14 protein-coding genes are annotated in these 16,794 nt (G+C 34.5%); 6 read left to right on the top strand and 8 right to left on the bottom strand.

The window, feature by feature from the left end; translation table 11 throughout:
- The first annotated feature begins 180 nt into the window (after positions 1–180).
- Positions 181–1,020, top strand: a complete 840-nt coding sequence (locus EKM64_RS05330) for a MurR/RpiR family transcriptional regulator (protein WP_125676362.1) — start codon at positions 181–183, stop codon at positions 1,018–1,020.
- A gap of 89 nt (positions 1,021–1,109) precedes the next feature.
- Positions 1,110–2,096: a Gfo/Idh/MocA family protein gene (locus tag EKM64_RS05335; protein WP_125676364.1), complete on the top strand. Its 987-nt coding sequence runs from the start codon at positions 1,110–1,112 to the stop codon at positions 2,094–2,096.
- Between the two features lie 104 nt (positions 2,097–2,200).
- Here the strand turns inward: EKM64_RS05335 and EKM64_RS05340 are convergent, their stop codons facing one another.
- From EKM64_RS05340 to hflX, 8 genes are all read right to left on the bottom strand, one after another.
- Positions 2,201–3,526, bottom strand: coding sequence for an MFS transporter (locus EKM64_RS05340; RefSeq protein WP_125676366.1), 1,326 nt, complete (start codon positions 3,524–3,526; stop codon positions 2,201–2,203).
- 9 nt (positions 3,527–3,535) lie between these two features.
- Entirely contained in the window at positions 3,536–4,048 is a 513-nt protein-coding gene (locus EKM64_RS05345) for a DUF1440 domain-containing protein (RefSeq protein WP_125676368.1), read from the bottom strand.
- Between the two features lie 1,239 nt (positions 4,049–5,287).
- Positions 5,288–6,211 (bottom strand): ABC transporter ATP-binding protein, encoded by a 924-nt coding sequence (locus EKM64_RS05350; protein ID WP_125676370.1) that lies wholly within the window; start codon positions 6,209–6,211, stop codon positions 5,288–5,290.
- Positions 6,211–7,254 carry an ABC transporter ATP-binding protein gene (locus tag EKM64_RS05355; protein WP_125676372.1) on the bottom strand — a complete coding sequence of 348 codons (1,044 nt, stop codon included), beginning with the start codon at positions 7,252–7,254 and terminating at the stop codon, positions 6,211–6,213. The genes EKM64_RS05350 and EKM64_RS05355 overlap by 1 nt, the downstream gene beginning before the upstream one ends.
- 23 nt (positions 7,255–7,277) lie before the next feature.
- Positions 7,278–8,297, bottom strand: coding sequence for an ABC transporter permease (locus EKM64_RS05360; RefSeq protein ID WP_125676374.1), 1,020 nt, complete (start codon positions 8,295–8,297; stop codon positions 7,278–7,280).
- Complete coding sequence (opp3b, locus tag EKM64_RS05365) at positions 8,297–9,229, bottom strand: oligopeptide ABC transporter permease (RefSeq protein WP_125676376.1); 933 nt, start codon at positions 9,227–9,229, stop codon at positions 8,297–8,299. The genes EKM64_RS05360 and opp3b overlap by 1 nt, the downstream gene beginning before the upstream one ends.
- Positions 9,230–9,250: 21 nt before the next feature.
- A complete protein-coding gene (locus EKM64_RS05370; protein ID WP_125676378.1) occupies positions 9,251–10,885 on the bottom strand; it encodes a peptide ABC transporter substrate-binding protein in 1,635 nt (544 codons plus the stop codon).
- A 567-nt stretch (positions 10,886–11,452) separates the two neighbouring features.
- A complete protein-coding gene (hflX, locus tag EKM64_RS05375) occupies positions 11,453–12,727 on the bottom strand; it encodes a GTPase HflX (protein WP_125676380.1) in 1,275 nt (424 codons plus the stop codon).
- Positions 12,728–12,964: 237 nt separating this feature from the next.
- Here hflX and EKM64_RS05380 point away from each other — a divergent pair, with 237 nt between their 5' ends.
- The 4 genes from EKM64_RS05380 (at position 12,965) to EKM64_RS05395 (ending at position 16,619) form a co-directional block, all read left to right on the top strand.
- A complete protein-coding gene (locus EKM64_RS05380) occupies positions 12,965–13,666 on the top strand; it encodes a DUF975 family protein (RefSeq protein ID WP_125676382.1) in 702 nt (233 codons plus the stop codon).
- A 71-nt stretch (positions 13,667–13,737) separates the two neighbouring features.
- A complete protein-coding gene (locus EKM64_RS05385; RefSeq protein WP_125676384.1) occupies positions 13,738–13,950 on the top strand; it encodes a hypothetical protein in 213 nt (70 codons plus the stop codon).
- Positions 13,951–14,051: 101 nt separating this feature from the next.
- Positions 14,052–14,804 (top strand): ABC transporter ATP-binding protein, encoded by a 753-nt coding sequence (locus EKM64_RS05390; RefSeq protein WP_125676386.1) that lies wholly within the window; start codon positions 14,052–14,054, stop codon positions 14,802–14,804.
- Positions 14,805–14,831: 27 nt separating this feature from the next.
- Positions 14,832–16,619 carry an FtsX-like permease family protein gene (locus tag EKM64_RS05395; protein WP_125676388.1) on the top strand — a complete coding sequence of 596 codons (1,788 nt, stop codon included), beginning with the start codon at positions 14,832–14,834 and terminating at the stop codon, positions 16,617–16,619.
- Positions 16,620–16,794: the final 175 nt, after the last annotated feature.

The raw sequence follows: 16,794 nt of genomic DNA on the forward strand, positions 1-16,794 counted from the left end.
GTATAGAAATTTGTCCATCAAAGTATTCATTTACTAGTTTGACTTTGAATTCTGAAGAGTATTTGGTCATAAAAAAAAGTGCCCCCAAAGTTGTTAGATTATGTCTAACAATTTTAGGGCACTTCAGTTGACAGTCTTTTTTTGTTCATTTCTGATAAGATGACTGTAAAGAGGATAAATATGAAAAACGAAAAGAATATTATTGATGTAATTTATGAAAAATTACCTAAAATGTCATTAACTGATAAAAAAATTGCTCAAATTATTATTGAAAATTCTCAATTAGTTGTTAATTTTACAATTGCCCAATTAGCAAAAAAGGCTGATGTCAGTGAAGCATCTGTTTCTAGATTTTGTAAAAATATTGATATAAGTGGATTTCATCAATTAAAAATAAAATTAGCCCAAATTTCTAATCAAGATGATGGATATAAATCAGTGGACGAATCTGATCTTAAAAAGTCGTTATCAAATATTATCGACAATAAATCTTTAGAAATAAAAAAGACCATAGAAAACTTACCAGAGGAAGAATTGAAACAAATTCTACAAATTTTGACTAAGGCAAGAATAATTCAATTTACAGCTGAAGGTAATACATATCCGGTAGTTGAAGATGCTATATATAAATTTAATCAAATAGGAATGTTAGCCATTGGTGATGCCGCATGGGAAACATCATTGGCTCAAACTATGAATTTGACTGATCAAGATATTCTAGTAGTTATTTCTAATTCAGGAGAATCTAGGGAACTTTTAGAGCAAATAGAAGTAGCTCATCAAAAAAAGCTTATAGTTATTTCTATGACTAATCGAGCTGATTCACCAATTGCAAGAAAATCTGAATATCATCTAACTACGGCTGTACGTCAAAGAGTTTTTCAGTCGGAATATTATTTTTCAAGAATAGCGTCAGCTAGTCTAATTGAAACATTATTTCTATTATTAGTGTCTAAAGATGAAAAGCGACGCTCTCAAATTATTAAACACGAGGGAATTATTGCTGATAGAAAAATTTAGATGTATTGACAAATTTCATGGAACGGCCTATTATGAAATTAAATTTCATTGATGTTTTAGATATGAAATAATTTTTCTAAGGAGACCGCATAATGACATATAATTGGGGAATGATTGGAACTGGTTGGATAGCACATGAAATGGCCGATGCCTTAAATAAAGTTAATGGAACTATTTATGCTGTTGCAGATTTGAATGAAGATAAGTTGCAAAAGTTTGCTTCTGAAAAAAATATTTCCAAAACTTATAAAGATCCGGACGAAATGATCAAAGATCCTGATATTGATGTTATTTATATTGCCACACCACATACTTATCATTTTGAATATATCAAAAAAGCTTTAAATGCCGGTAAGCACGTTTTTTGTGAGAAGGCAATAACTGTTAATGCCACACAATTTGATGAAGTAAAAGAATTGGCAACTAAAAATAACTTGATTTTAACTGAAGGATTCACACTTTTACATATGCCAATTTATGATCAAGTCAGAGATTTAATTAATTCTGGAGAAATTGGTGATGTTAAATTAGTACAAGTGAATTTTGGTAGTTTAAAAGATTATGATCCTAAAAATCGTTTCTTTAATAAAGAACTAGCAGGTGGAGCCTTATTAGATATTGGAGGTTACGCAACGGCATTTGCCAGAACTTTTCTTAAAGAACAACCCAATAATATTTTGACGACTGTTAAATATTTTGAAACAGGTGTGGATGAGCAATCAGGTATTATTTTAAAAAATTCATCTGAACAAATGGCAGTTATGGCTTTATCTATGCGAGCTAAACAGCCTAAACGAGGAATTATTTCAGGTACTAAAGGATATGTTGAGATAAACAACTATCCTCGAGCAACGTCTGCAGAAATAACTTATACCGAAGATGCTCATAAACAAACGACTCATACGATTACGTCTGGTAATGCTGAACAAGCCTTGGAATATGAGGTATCTGATATGCAACGTTATATTAAAGAAGGCCATGATGATGGACAATTAGCTTTATCTGGTGATGTCGCTCATATTTTAGACAGTGTCAGAAATGAATGGGGAATGAAATATCCATTTGAATTGAAATAGAAGAAATAATGCTATTAGTATATTAGCTAAACGAGTTTAAAAGAATTCTTACATAAAATAAAAACTACAAGAAATTAATGATTTCTTGTGGTTTTTATTTTGTTTTATTCTGTAATTTCGTTAATTTTAGCTTGGATCTTACTTTCATTATAGGCAAGCAAGATTAAGAACATGATTATATATAATCCCAGTGGGATTAAAGCAAAGTTTAAATTAATTGCTGAAATGGTGGCGGCCGATTGTGACTTATTAGATACATAACCTGTTAACTGTAAAGACTCGGCGGTAACTAAACCACCTAATCCCAGTCCCAGGTTAACGCCAAAGTCATCAGTTGAAGCCAAGACACCTTCAGCTTGAATTCCCATGGCAGTACCATAGCGAATCGTGTCTGCAATCATAATTGAAACTAATCCAATTATAAAGCCGTTACCAATGGAATTGACAAGAATGCCAAAGAACAACACTGGCATATTCTCACTATAGGCAGCATAAGTAATGATCAATTGACCAATAAATGCCGTGCCAATCCCCGTCAGCATGGTATTTTTCTTGCCTAAATGTTCGGAAACAAAATAAATTGAAACAACTCCGATCAGAGCGGTCAAAGTAAAACTATTAGCTAGCGAGACTAAATTTTCCTCACGGATTACGTATTTAAAATAATAAATAATCGTTTGATTCTTGATGGCGGTAGTCATCCAATATAGGAAGATAACGATTGAAATAACCATCCATGGCTTATTCTGCTTTAACATTTTCCAGACGGCGCCGAGTGGTTGATGATTTATTTCTTCATTAGTAAAACGTTCACGGACGTGGAAAAAGGTATTTAAAATTAAAGCTAGAGAAATAAATCCGAATAGTATGATCGTCAGTAGGAATCCCTTTTGTTGATCACCTTTCCCAAATAAAGCCACTAAAGGAATCGTAAAAGTAGCAACGATAATTTGAACTGAACTTCCAAAAAATTGTCTGATAACACCCAATAGGGTAGTTTCTTTTTCGTTTTCAGTCATAGTTGGTAAGATCGACGTTATTGGTAAATTAACCGCCGTATAGAAGAAACCAAGCCCAAGATAAGTTACGTATGCCCAGACTAGTTTACCAGCATGAGGTAAAAAATTTGGTGTGACAAAGGTTAGAACGGCGAAGATAACATAAGGGAATGAGAACCAGAGAAAGAATGGTCGGCTTTTACCCCATTTTGAGTGTGTATTATCGATCATTACACCAATGATCAGACTTTCAAAAACATCTGCTGCACGTGCCACCACGAACAAAACAGCGGCTTCATTAGGAGTTAGTCCAAAAACATCAGTATAAAAAAACAGCAGATACATGGTCATCATTTGGAATACTAAGTTATCTGCTGCATCGCTCAGCCCATAGCTGAGTCTTTCTGGGATAGACGTTTGCCATTTATTCATAGATAGCGCCTACTTTTTTGACGTTAAACGACGATATAATTCTTGTCCGACAACGTCATTAGTCCACATCCAAGCAATGTGTCCTAATGCTTCTGAAATATGTTCTTCTGTTGGTTGATCTTTGGCTGAAGGGACAGTCTTCATCATAGGCATGATACCAAGATGGAATGCGGCCCAAATGGCCAATCCAAAAATACTACCAGCACCCTTTCTGATAAAAGGTTTATATTCAGCTAAAACTTCATAAATGATGGCAAAAGAAGTTGAGAATCCAAAATGAACTAAATAACTGACCCAAGGTAATTTATGTCCAGAATATGTGTAAGTAGCATGAGTCCATTTGCTAGGGATGCCGAATTGTTGAAGTAGAGTCTGGGGTGGGTTAGTTTCGTCACGTTCTGCAGTTCTAGGAGGTAAAACATTTTCCCAACCTAGTTTAACAAATCCAGATGCTACTCCAGCAAGAGTTCCAGCGAGTATAGCTGATTTTAAGTTACTCTTTTGATCCTTTGATAGTTTCATAAAATTACCTCCTTAAGAATGTTTTCTTCATTATTATAGAACACCAATAATAATATCGCTGTAATTTAGTATTCTAATATTACGAGAACCTCACAATTTCTTCACAAATTATTATTTTTTTATTCGTAATTTGGCAATTAATTATTCATAAATGAAAGCTATTATTTAAGCATAGTCAAAAACAAAGAAGAGGTGACCGGATGAAATATTAGACTCCCTATCAAGTTTTAATCCCCCTTAAAACAAGATAATGTTTTTCTTAAAACTCACTTACAAAAATACAATATAAATGATTAATCCCCTATAAAATTTAATCCCTAAAAAATCCTTATTTATTATTTAATCCCCCAATTAAATAATCCTGATATAAGAGATTACACAAGTGAAAATATATTTCCCCCCCTGATATATATTTTCGAAATAAAACAGGATCTGCCTACAGCAGGTCCTGTTTTTCTGTATATTTACTGATCACCTCACAATTTCTTCACAAATTGATTGATAATTATTCCTACTTTAGGAATTAATTCTTCATAGATGAAAGCTATTATTTAAGCATAGTCAAAACAAAGAAGAGGTGACCGAATGAAATACGAGATCCTAGGTTTTAATCCCCGTTAAAGCTTAGATAGATACTTTTACTTATAAATTTAATCCCTATAAAAAATCCTTATTATTTAATCCCCTGATATAAGAAAAAACAATTACAATATATCCTCCCCAGATATATTTACAAGATTTGATTACAAGAATGAAAATAAGAGCTTGCCTTCAGGGCATGCTCTTATTTTTTTATTTGAAGATAATGAAAAATTTTTAGATAAGTATCAAATGAATTTGTGTAATTGTATATACGACATCTAGGCATAACCTCGTCCTCACAGTTTCTTCACAGATTGTTAGTTAATTAGTCGCAGTTTCAAAATAACCTCTTCATATTTTGACGTTATTATTTAAGCATAGTCAAAAAGCAAAGAGGTGAACGACCTAGTTTCTAAATGATCCCTGAAAAAATTTTCTTCATAAATTGAAAAATCCTTATTTAATCCCCTAATTAAATAATCCCCTATATATACGAATAAAATATATTTCCTCCCCAGATATATATTTTAAAAAATAATCCCGCATCGTCTAAAGATGCGGGATTTTTGTGTCATCTGGTTAATAATGATCATAGAACACTATGATAAATGGAGCTTCAAAAAAGCGTATGATCTTAAATTGATCACACGCTTTTTTTTATTTAAAGGTAGCAGCTTTTGTATCATCACAATATAGGAAATGTCCAGGTATAACTTCTTGCAACTTTTGTCCTTTGTGGAAAGAACTCTTATGGTCAAAGTCGATTCTTTGACGAGTTTTTTCTATTTCAGGATCAGGGACAGGGATTGCCGAAAGTAAACTTTTTGTGTAAGGGTGAAGTGGATGAGAATAAATCTCATCAGCATCAGCCAATTCAACGATTTTTCCTTGATACATAACAGCAATTCTATCACTGATATATTTAACCATTGAAAGATCATGAGCAATGAACATATAAGTTAATCCTTGCTCTTTTTGAATGTCCTGCATCAAGTTTACGACTTGAGCTTGAATCGACACATCAAGGGCTGAAATTGGTTCATCAGCAATAATGAATTGAGGATCAACTGCTAAAGCTCTGGCAATACCGATACGTTGTCTTTGACCACCAGAAAATTCATATGGATAACGAGTCATATGTTCTGGATTTAGATGGACCATATCGAGTAATTCACGAACACGTTTGTCACGTTCGTCATCGTTTTTGACTAATCCATGCACATCGAGACCTTCAGCAATGATATCTTTAACCTTCATTCTAGGATTCAAAGAGGCATAAGGGTCTTGGAAGATCATCTGCATTTCACGACGGAATTTCTTCATCTGTGGGCCATGGCTTTTGATCTTACTGATATCTTTACCATTGAACATGATCTGTCCGCTAGTTGGATCATAGAGCCTGATTATACTGCGTCCGGTAGTACTCTTACCAGAACCAGATTCACCAACTAATCCGAAAGTTTCACCTTTATAGATATTAAATGAAACGTCATCGACAGCTTTTACTTCGTTAGGTTTGCCAATATTAAAATATTGTTTTAAATGTTTGACTTGGACAATTGCTTCTTTATCTTCGGCCATTATTTACTGTCTCCTAACTTTTTAAATTTTTCAAAGCGTTTTTGAATACCCTTTGGCGGTGTTACTTTCGGTGCATCTGGATGTAAGAGCCAAGTTGCGGCGTAATGAGTCTTTGATATTTTAAAGAATGGTGGTTGTTCCTCGAGGTCAATTTGCATGGCGTATTCATTACGTGGTGCAAAAGCATCGCCCTTTGGAGGATCGAGCAGGTTAGGTGGTGTACCAGGAATTGAATTCAAATGATCGTCTTCACTTGTATCCAAGGTTGGCATTGAGTCTAATAAGCCCCAAGTGTAGGGATGTTGAGGATTGTAGAAGACTTCATCAACGGAACCATACTCCACAAATTTACCAGCGTACATAACAGCTACACGATCAGCAATACCAGCCACGACTCCAAGGTCATGGGTGATAAAGATGATTGCAGTACCGATTTTTTGTTGTAATTCTTTTAATAAGTCGATGATCTGAGCTTGAACAGTAACATCCAAAGCTGTTGTTGGTTCATCGGCAATTAAAATTTCTGGATAATCAACGATGGCAATCGCAATAACGATACGTTGTCTTTGACCACCAGAGAATTGGTGAGGGTAGTCATTCATTCTCTCTTTAGGGTTAGGGATGCCAACTAAACGTAGAACTTCTTCGGCACGTCCTAAGGCCTCTTTTTTGGAAACTTTGTTGTGGATCAATAATGGTTCAGCAACCTGTTTTCCGATTGTCATTGTTGGATCAAGCGATGTCATAGGATCTTGGAAAATCATAGAGATCTTATTTCCTCGGATGTTATCCATTTCTTTTTTACTTTTTTTGAGAAGGTCCTCACCATGATAGAGGATAGTTCCCTTATTTATGTCTGCGTTTTTTGCAAGTAACTGTAAGATAGAACGAACAGTGATCGACTTACCAGAACCAGATTCACCAACAATAGCTAAGGTTTCACCGGCGGAAAGATCGAAATTCACTCCTCGAATAGCTTGGACAGTACCATTATAGGTAGCAAAGTTAACATGCAGATCTTTTACTTCTAGAATTTTATCCATTGCTTATTCTTTCTCCTTAGTTATTAATCTGATGATTGTGGGTCAAAAGCATCACGTAGACCATCACCTAGTAAGTTGGTAGCAATCATGATGATACTCAAGATAATTGCTGGAGCCCACATTTGATATGGTAGGAATCTGAAGGCTTTTTGACCATCAGATAACAATGTACCTAATGATGCATTTGGTGCAGGGATACCAATACCAATGAAACTCAAGAAGGCTTCAAAGAAGATCGCATTTGGAATTGTAAACATTGTCTGAATAATGATTGTTGAAGATAAGTTAGGGATCAGATGTTTTGTAGCAATTTTAGTTGATGACTCACCTAGTGTACGTGCAGCTAGAACGTATTCTTGCTCTTTAAGCTGGAATGTCTGTGCACGGATCAGACGGGCCATTGTGACCCAATCAGTAATAGCGATAGCTAGAACAATTGAGATAAGACCAGGTTTTAAGATGATCATCATCAAAATAACCACGATCAAGTTAGGAACTGAAGAAACTATTTCAACGATACGTTGCATAACGTTATCAGTCATTCCACCTTTCCAACCTGAAACGATACCGTAAGGGATACCGATCAATAGATCAACTAAAGTAGCCAAGACAGCAACGATAAGTGAAAGACGAGTACCATAGATAATTCTTGATAAAAGATCACGGCCAAGATAATCAGTACCAAGCAGATAGTGGGTACCTTTAGGAGCGTGAACCTGGGCATAGGCATCGACCATTTTTCCACCCATGTTTTGATAACCGTTAAATCCTGGAATATTCAAGTTACCTAATTTTGGAGGAAGGTTAGATAGGGTAGCATGTTGAGCATTAGGGTTATATGGTGCAATTATTGGAGCAAAAACAGAGATAAAGACAATAATTGTTAGCAGTGTTAAACAAACGACAGCTACTTTATTTTTGAAAAGACGACGACGAACATCTTGCATATAAGTTAGAGCGGGTGTGCCGATCTTTTCTTGTTCCTTATTACCCGCATTATTTAAGAATTTGAATTTATCCTTGGGTATTTGAGGAATTTCCATTAGTCATTACCTCCATTTCCTAGTCTGATTCTTGGATCAATAAGTACATATAAAATATCAACAACTAAGAAGACTAAAATCAATAAGAATGAATAGAAGATCGTTAGTCCCATGATAGTTGGGTAGTCATTAGTTGTAATTGATTTAACGAACTGTTCACCGATACCAGGGATTGAGAAGATATTCTCAACAACCATTGAACCAGTCATAGTTGAAACAGCCATAGGTCCAATAATAGTAACGATTGGGATCAATGAATTACGTAGGGCATGTTTGATAACGACTTGCCATTCAGAATTACCTTTTGACTTAGCAAGTTCGATATAGTCACTACTCAAAACATCAACCATTTCAGTTCTCATAAACCGAGCAACATTACCTAAAGGCAACGCAGCCAAAGCGATTGTTGGTAGAACACTTGATTGGAAATTGTCCCAGAGAGCAACTGGGTAAATGTGCCATTTGTAGGCTAGATAAAATTGTAGTAAAACGGCCAAAACAAATGATGGAATGGAGATTCCTAAAATTGATACAAAAGTTGCTAGTGTATCGACCCATGAATTTTTTCTGATGGCAGCAACGGCACCAAGTAAGATACCAAGAATAGTACCAAGTACCATAGCTTGAGCACCAATTTGCATTGAAGGTGCTAAACGTTGGCCAATTAGTTGTGTAACAGGTTCGTTGTTAAATTGGAATGAAGTTCCAAGATTTCCTTGGAATAATCCACCTATATAACGAATATATTGAATAAATATTGGTTGATCCAATCCATATTGTGCTTTAACGATTGCTAATTGATCTGGTGAAAGACGATTCTGATTAGAGAACGGTGTACCAGGTAGCATCTTCATTAAAAAGAAGGTGATCGAAGCAATTATGAATAGGGTCAAAAACAGGTAAAGAATTCTTTTGAGAATATATTTTGCCATATTTAATCTCCCTAACTTTAGTTATTTTTTATAGACGGTAACAAGGTTATAACCGCCATTTGGTGAAATACGATAATTTTCAACATTAGATTTAGTCAAGTTTGCCTGGTTTAGTTGATAAAGAACAACTGCACCTTGATCTTCAGTTAAGATCTTAGTTGCATCAAGCATATCTTGCCATCTGGCACTTTCATTGTTTGCATCAGTAGTGGAACTCTTCTTAACTAAGGCATCGTAAGCTTTATTAGAGTACTTACCATCATTAATTGAACTATCAGATGTAAAACAGTCTAAGAAGCTGACAGGATCTGGGAAGTCAGCTGTCCAAGCTGAAACGACCATGTCAAAGTCACCGCTGATTGATTTATCTAAACGTGACTTGAATGGAACATTTTGCAAGGAAACTTTAATTCCAGGTAGGTTCTTTGATAATTGACCTTGAAGGAATTCATCTTGTTTCTTAGCTGCATCAGTATCATCACCCAAAATAGTAAAGCTGAGATCTTTTTGACCAGTCTCTTTTATTCCTTCTTTCCAAAGTTTCTTGGCAAGTTTAGGATTATATTCTGAATATTTATTTACTGAGTCTAAGGTCTTTTCCTTAGTAAAATCTGTACCAGTCTTAGGGTTGTAAGACATCTTCTCTGGTACTAGTGTATCCTCGATACTACCGGTCTTACCTAAGATGTTTTCAGTTAATTGTTTACGGTCGATCGACATTGAAATGGCTTGTCTGATCTTTTTATTTCTAAAGAATTTATATTTCTTTTGATTTAATTCCAAATAATAGTTACTTGCGGTTTGTTCAGAGCTGAATGATTTATAACTTGAAACCTGACGAGCAGTGTCACCACTGATTTGTTGAAGACGGTTGATACGGTTAGTATCGTAAAGATTCAAACCAGTATTTGCATCTTTTACAACGTAGTATTCAAGTTTATTCAATCTAACTTTTTTAGCATTCCAATATTTATTATTTTTAACTTCAGTCCAGTTGTTGTCAGAAACATTCCATTTAATTAACTTAAATGGACCATTTAAGACCATACCAGTACTCTTTAAACCATATTGTTTACCAGCCTTCTCGACAGCTGGCTTATATAATGGTAGGAATGGTGAATTTACCACCAAGGTATTGAAGTATGGAATTGGTGAATCTAGATCAACTTGGATCTTATATTTATTTAGTGCCTTTATCCCCAAAGTGTTGACCGGTTTCTTACCGGCACTAATTTTATCAGCATTTTTTATTCCACTATAAATGTAGGCATATTCAGAAGCTGTTTTTGGATCAACAGTTCTGCGCCATGCGTAAACGAAATCCTGGGCCGTTACGGGTTTACCGTTAGACCATTTGGTATGTCGCAGTTCAATCGTATAGGTTTTACCATTATTAGTTGGTTTAACGATCTTTTTTGCAACAGCGGGTTGCAATTTTTTACCGTCAAATCGGTATAAACCTTCCATTGTATTGGATAGATTTTGCGAACCGATGACATCGGTATTCATTGATGAGTCCATAGTTGCGATAACATCATTTGAACTGATGGCAAGTGTTTTCTTGTCATCTTTTTCGGTATTAGAACCGCAGCCAGACAAAATCAGCGCTATCGCAAAGAGCGGAAATAGTGCTAACAAATACTTTTTAAATTTCATTACTTAACCTCCCTAAAAGCATCACAATAATTAGAGTACACCATAAAACATTAAATACAAGAACTTTTTATTAAAAAACCTCTAATATTTTGTTAAAGGATAATAAAATGTTGTATAAAATGCCTAAAACATTATTTTAGGAGTGTTCCGCCGAAGGCTACGAGTGATTCCATCTGTTACGCGACCGAATCCGGTCTTGGTCTGGAGTCTCGATTTTGAGATTTGCTTTCGCAAATCTCAGAATCGTCGGTGGAGTATGAACGGGTTTACCGTTCGACTCCTTTTTCTGTAGTTATATACAATAAAATGGCCATATCCCTTTTTAATTTGAGATATAGCCATTTAAAATACCAATTTATATTCTTAGTTATTTTCTTTTATAATAGGGCAACAATCGAGCCGGAGGGAAGAGGGATTTCTCCGGCAGTAAAAATTCCGTTGGACATCGTAGACGCCTTACGGAATGGACGTATTTCGAGATTTGCGAAAGCAAAGCTCAAAATCGAGGTACGAGACCTTGGATCGGACCGGTCCTACTGCAGGCGAATACCTCTCTCCCGTAGGCGACTATTCTGAAACAAACTCTCCATATTCAGCCATTTCATCTGGACTAAGATTAGCTGTGATCAATGAGCCTTCATTTAGAAATTCCTTTTTGATAACTTGAGAAGTTCGCAATACTTGTTCGGCAATTTTTTGTTTATCGTAGGGGATCATAAGATCTACCGTTTTAAAGTCAGAATACAATTTTTTCTTGATCAGATTTACTAAGGTTTCAATTGATTTCTTATCTATTGCTGAATAGTAGATATTGTCTCCTTCGATACTTGGAAATTGTTGATCAGGTTTAAGATCGGCCTTATTGAAGGCATAAATCATTGGCTTATCTTTAACTCCAACTTCTTTAAGCGTCTTTTCAGTAACTTCAAGCATATTTCTCCAGTGTTCATCACTAACATCAATAACTTGAACTAATAAGTCAGCTTCCTTAGCTTCCTTTAAAGTTGTCTTAAAAGACTCAATCAAATTATGTGGCAATTTGCTAACGAAACCAACAGTATCTGATAGGAGAAAACTGGTATTGTCTTCTAAATCAATTTTTCTAACACTAGTGTCCAATGTTGCAAAAAGCATATCTTTTTCAAATACTTTACGATCGTCAGAATCTTCTTTGTTAAAGCTCAATATTCCATTCATAGTTGTGGATTTACCGGCATTTGTATAGCCAACTAATGAAACTAGTGGCATAGTCGTGTTAGTACGTCTTCTGCTTTGAACATCGATCGTTTGATCGACTGTTTTTAGTTGATCTTTTAGATAGGTAATACGTTTGCGGATCACACGACGATCTAATTCTAGTTTTGTTTCACCAGCACCACGGTTAGCTAGACCACCTGAGGAAGATTGCTGATCCAGCGGATTACCTGATGGATGGATCCTTGGAAGTTGATATTGTAGTTTGGCAATTTCAACTTGTAATTTAGCTTGTTTAGTATGTGCACGATTAGAGAAAACCTGTAGGATCAGTTCTGTTCGGTCCATGAAACTCAACTTAGTTTCCTTTTCGAGGTTTCTGATTTGTGATGGAGTTAATTCATCATTTAAGACGATAGTTGTAACATCATCAGCATTGGCAATTTCTTTGATTTCGGTAACTTTACCAGAACCAAAATAAGTTTTGGCACTGACACTGTTGACGTTTTGCTTGATGACGTCAGCGACTTCCATATTGTTTGCTTCAACTAATGAAGCTAGTTCTTCCATTGTATATTCGAAATCAGGCTGTAGATGACTAACCCCGGCAACAATAACGCGTTCTTTTGTATTATTTAATTCTTTCATAAATCCTCCTGGTGGCACCAAAACCCCAGGGTATTAATGCCGTTTAATTATTTGTTTGAAATATGGGTTTTTCTTAATCTCATTTCTAACCACATGTGTAAGGTCCATCCTTTCGATAGTCTGTTTAAATAATAACATGGATTTATAAAACTCACCATAATAGGAAGAAAGACGATCAACCTTTTGTTTTAAATAGCTTTTCTGTATGATTTTATGTATGGGAAGGGAGTATTAAACTTGAAAAATTATCGAACTAGAAAAGAATTAAAAAGGGAAGTTAAAATTTTATTGAAAAAAGATTTAGGTCAAGCATTAATGCTTTATTTGATAATGATCCTTTTAAGTATAGCTAATATTTTTTATTCAAAATCAGAAACTAGTGCTGCAACTTTAACTTATGATCCCGCAACTTTATATCTGCACTCATTTAAACTAGTCTCTACTGGCGGAATCATTGGCATAATTCTTATAGTTTTATTTTTATCAGTGTTTTTCAGAAGTCTTGATTGGTTAAGAAATCCAGATTTAGATTTTTCACCATTAAAGAGTAATTTTACGTATTATCGTAATCCAGACTGGTGGCATTTGATAGTTATCTATATAATCAAAAGGTTTTTCATAATTTTATGGTTATTATTATTAGTTTTCCCAGGATATATTAAGATCTGTTCTTATTCACAAGCATATTTCATTTATAAAGACGTTCAAGCAAAAGGTGATGGTGATAAATATGCTTTTACTGATTATATTACTAAAAGTCGTCAGTTGATGGATGGAAATAAATGGCGTTATTTTGTTTTACAACTTAGTTATATCGGCTGGTACCTTTTAGGATATATCACTTTTGGGATAGCCTTGATCTGGGTAATTCCTTATGTATGTATGACTAATGCTAATTTTTATAAAGATTTAGTTGAGCGAAATCCTGATATTATTTAGTTGGCTATTTGCCAATTAAAATTTTGATATTTTTAGAGGAAATATGTATTGAAAATAAGGGTAAAGAAGCAATGCACAGTTTATATAATAGTCTGTCTAAATCAAAGAATCCTAAGCTGGATAACATCAAAGAAGTACTTCTAAGGTCATATGGTAAATCTGATGATGATAAAGAAGACCCAGCCTTAATGCAAAGAGTTGCGTATTTCATTTATGCTGATGGATTAGATAAGAGAGTGCATTTTAAAAATTGGAATCTGCTTATGCAGGTTCTTTTTTTTTAAGAAGTAGTCTCTTACAAATTTGTAAGAAGTTGTAAGAAGAATCAAACGACTTTAATAGCTAATTTTCTTAAGATAGATATATCAAATGGAGGAGAGATCAAATGCAAAAAATCGTAGAAGTAAAAAATATCGAAAAAATATATGGTAAGGCAGGAGAAAAGCAATATAAAGCTTTATCAGATGTTAATTTTGAAGTTGAACCTGGTGAGTTTGTTGGCATCATGGGGGCATCTGGTTCCGGTAAAACAACTTTATTGAACATTTTATCTACTTTAGATACTCCAACAAGTGGTCAAGTTCATATTGGTGGACAAGACATAACTAAATTAAATACTAATGAAATGGCCGATTTTCGTGCCAATAAAATTGGTTTCATTTTTCAAGATTTTAACTTACTAGAGAATTTGACAGCTTATGAAAACATTGCCTTGCCATTAGCTTTACAAAATACGGATTCCAAAAAAATTGATCCAGCAGTTATGAGTATTTCTAAAAAATTAGGTTTAACTGATATTTTGAATCACTATCCAACTGAATTATCAGGAGGTCAAAAACAAAGGGTTGCCGCCGCTCGTGCTTTAGTTCATGATCCAGCAATTGTCTTTGGCGATGAGCCAACTGGAGCCCTTGATTCAAAGAGTGCTCGTGCTCTATTAGATACTATGAGCAAAATCAATCATGAAGATAATGTCTCAATTCTTCTAGTTACACATGATCCATTTTCAGCTAGTTATTGTGATCGTATCATCTTTATAAAAGATGGTGAGATCGGACAAGAATTGAAGAGGGATGATCATACTCGTGGTGAATTTTATCAAGAAATATTAGATTCATTAGGAACATTTGCAGAATAAAGAATATAAATCAAAGGGGAAAGAAAATTGTTAAACAAACTAGCATTAAGCGGCATTAAGCATCGCTTGCGAGATTATAGCGTGTTATTTTCAGGACTTATCATCGCCTCGGCAATCTTTTATATGTTTATGTCGCTTGCAACTAATAGTTCATTTTTAAAATCAAATTCACCAGCACAAGCTACTAGTTTCATTTATGGATTCGGAGCAGTACTATTAGCAATTATAACGATAGTTTATATCAATTACGCTAACGGATTTTTACTTAGTATGCGTCAAAAAGAGTACGGCATGTTCATGATGCTTGGAGCCAAAAGTAGTAAGATCTCCAAAATGATTTTCGTTGAAACCTTTACTATAGGTGCAATCGCCACTGTATTGGGAAGCGTTATAGGAATTGTAGCGACTAGTTTTGTCAGTCAATTAATCATTAAATCCTTGGATATGAAAGTTACGCACTTTAATAGTTTCTATTTACCAGCCCTGTTGATCACATTTGCATTTTTTATAGTGATATTCATTTTTTCAGCTTTAAAAAATTCAATTTCAATTCGTCGTACTAAGGTTTTAACACTGTTACATAAAGATAGCCAACCGGCGCGAATTAAAAAGAACAAAGCCTTAAAGGTATTTCAAGTTATCTTAGGGATTGTCTTTTTAGGAATTGGTTACGGAACAATGATTGTTATGGGAAGTAATCCCGTTCTTATTTACTTAGGTGTACCTGTTGCCTTGTTCACTATTGTTATCGGAACTTACTTTATGATCAATGCTGTTATTATAGCCGTTATATCAGCTTTGAAGAGAAATAAAAAATTCTCACAAAAGGGACTTAATAACTTCACCTTGTCACAATTGAGCTTTAGAATTTCTGATTACACTAAAATTCTTTCAATGGTCGCAATGATGTTTGCCTTAGCATTAGGTGCTATTACTGTTGGACTTGGATTCCAAAATCAGATTTCAACCGTAGTTGACGGTCAAAACTATTATGATGTTACAGTAAATAATATTAATAACTCTCAACAAAAAAGAATCGATAAACTTAATACTAAACAAGTTGTAACTTATTCATACAAAGCTTCTAAAGGTACTGTGTATTACCAAGCAAGTGAGTTTAAGAAAACACCATTTAAATATCAAAAATTCAATATGAAATCAATGATTGGTAAAACTAGTTCAACAACTGATCCTTCTAATGCAGATGTCTCATATGAATTATTGAATAATAATTTACCAAGATATAGAACTTCTAAGATTTCTGTAGTTGATGGTGCTAAATTCGACAGTATTGATTCTAAAGCTAATAGTCTAACTTTAGTTAAAACAAAATCGTTCAACAAGGACTTAGCTACAATCAAGAAAATCAATCAATCAGAACAAAAGCGTTATCCAGAACTAAAGGGAAGCGGAGCAAGTAAATATGATGCTTATGTAATGGTTAACGGAATTTTTTCAGGGTTAGAATTCATGGGTCTCTTCTTAGGAATCGCCTTTCTAGCAATGCTAGCAAGTTGCTTGATGTTTAAGATATTGTCCGGTGCTAGTAGCGATGTTAAGCGTTACAACATGCTTTATAAGATCGGTACTAGAACTAAAGTTTTACGTTCCAATATCAATAAAGAAATTGCCGTTTTGTTCGCAGTTCCAGCTGGACTAGGTATTATTCATGTCTTGATCGGATTGCAGATGTTTTCAAAAATTTTGTATAAACCATATATGAATATCGAAATACCATTTGGAATATTCATTATCTTGTATTTAGGTTATTACTTTGTCACACGTTACCTATATAAGAAGATCGTTCTAAAATAGTTCCCTTTAGGGAACTGGGGTCTACGGAATAAATGATTCTTTAGACCCCAGCTCCTTAAATGAGGAGCTATCCCCCGTTAAATAATGTGAGAAATCCTCAACAAATTTCCCGTAAATAAAGAGCTCTTACTTTTCCGAAATGAAGATGGTAAGAGCTTTTTATCTTTCTATGAAA

Origin of the sequence: Companilactobacillus keshanensis (assembly GCF_003946205.1) — a bacterium.
GTDB lineage: Bacteria > Bacillota > Bacilli > Lactobacillales > Lactobacillaceae > Companilactobacillus > Companilactobacillus keshanensis.

Coding starts and splice junctions, on each gene's coding strand:
- EKM64_RS05330 (WP_125676362.1), top strand. CDS start 181: ATGAAAAACGAAAAGAATATTATTGATGTAATTTATGAAAAATTACCT.
- EKM64_RS05340 (WP_125676366.1), bottom strand. CDS start 3,526: ATGAATAAATGGCAAACGTCTATCCCAGAAAGACTCAGCTATGGGCTG.
- EKM64_RS05345 (WP_125676368.1), bottom strand. CDS start 4,048: ATGAAACTATCAAAGGATCAAAAGAGTAACTTAAAATCAGCTATACTC.
- EKM64_RS05350 (WP_125676370.1), bottom strand. CDS start 6,211: ATGGCCGAAGATAAAGAAGCAATTGTCCAAGTCAAACATTTAAAACAA.
- EKM64_RS05355 (WP_125676372.1), bottom strand. CDS start 7,254: ATGGATAAAATTCTAGAAGTAAAAGATCTGCATGTTAACTTTGCTACC.
- EKM64_RS05360 (WP_125676374.1), bottom strand. CDS start 8,297: ATGGAAATTCCTCAAATACCCAAGGATAAATTCAAATTCTTAAATAAT.
- opp3b (WP_125676376.1), bottom strand. CDS start 9,229: ATGGCAAAATATATTCTCAAAAGAATTCTTTACCTGTTTTTGACCCTA.
- EKM64_RS05370 (WP_125676378.1), bottom strand. CDS start 10,885: ATGAAATTTAAAAAGTATTTGTTAGCACTATTTCCGCTCTTTGCGATA.
- hflX (WP_125676380.1), bottom strand. CDS start 12,727: ATGAAAGAATTAAATAATACAAAAGAACGCGTTATTGTTGCCGGGGTT.
- EKM64_RS05385 (WP_125676384.1), top strand. CDS start 13,738: ATGCACAGTTTATATAATAGTCTGTCTAAATCAAAGAATCCTAAGCTG.
- EKM64_RS05390 (WP_125676386.1), top strand. CDS start 14,052: ATGCAAAAAATCGTAGAAGTAAAAAATATCGAAAAAATATATGGTAAG.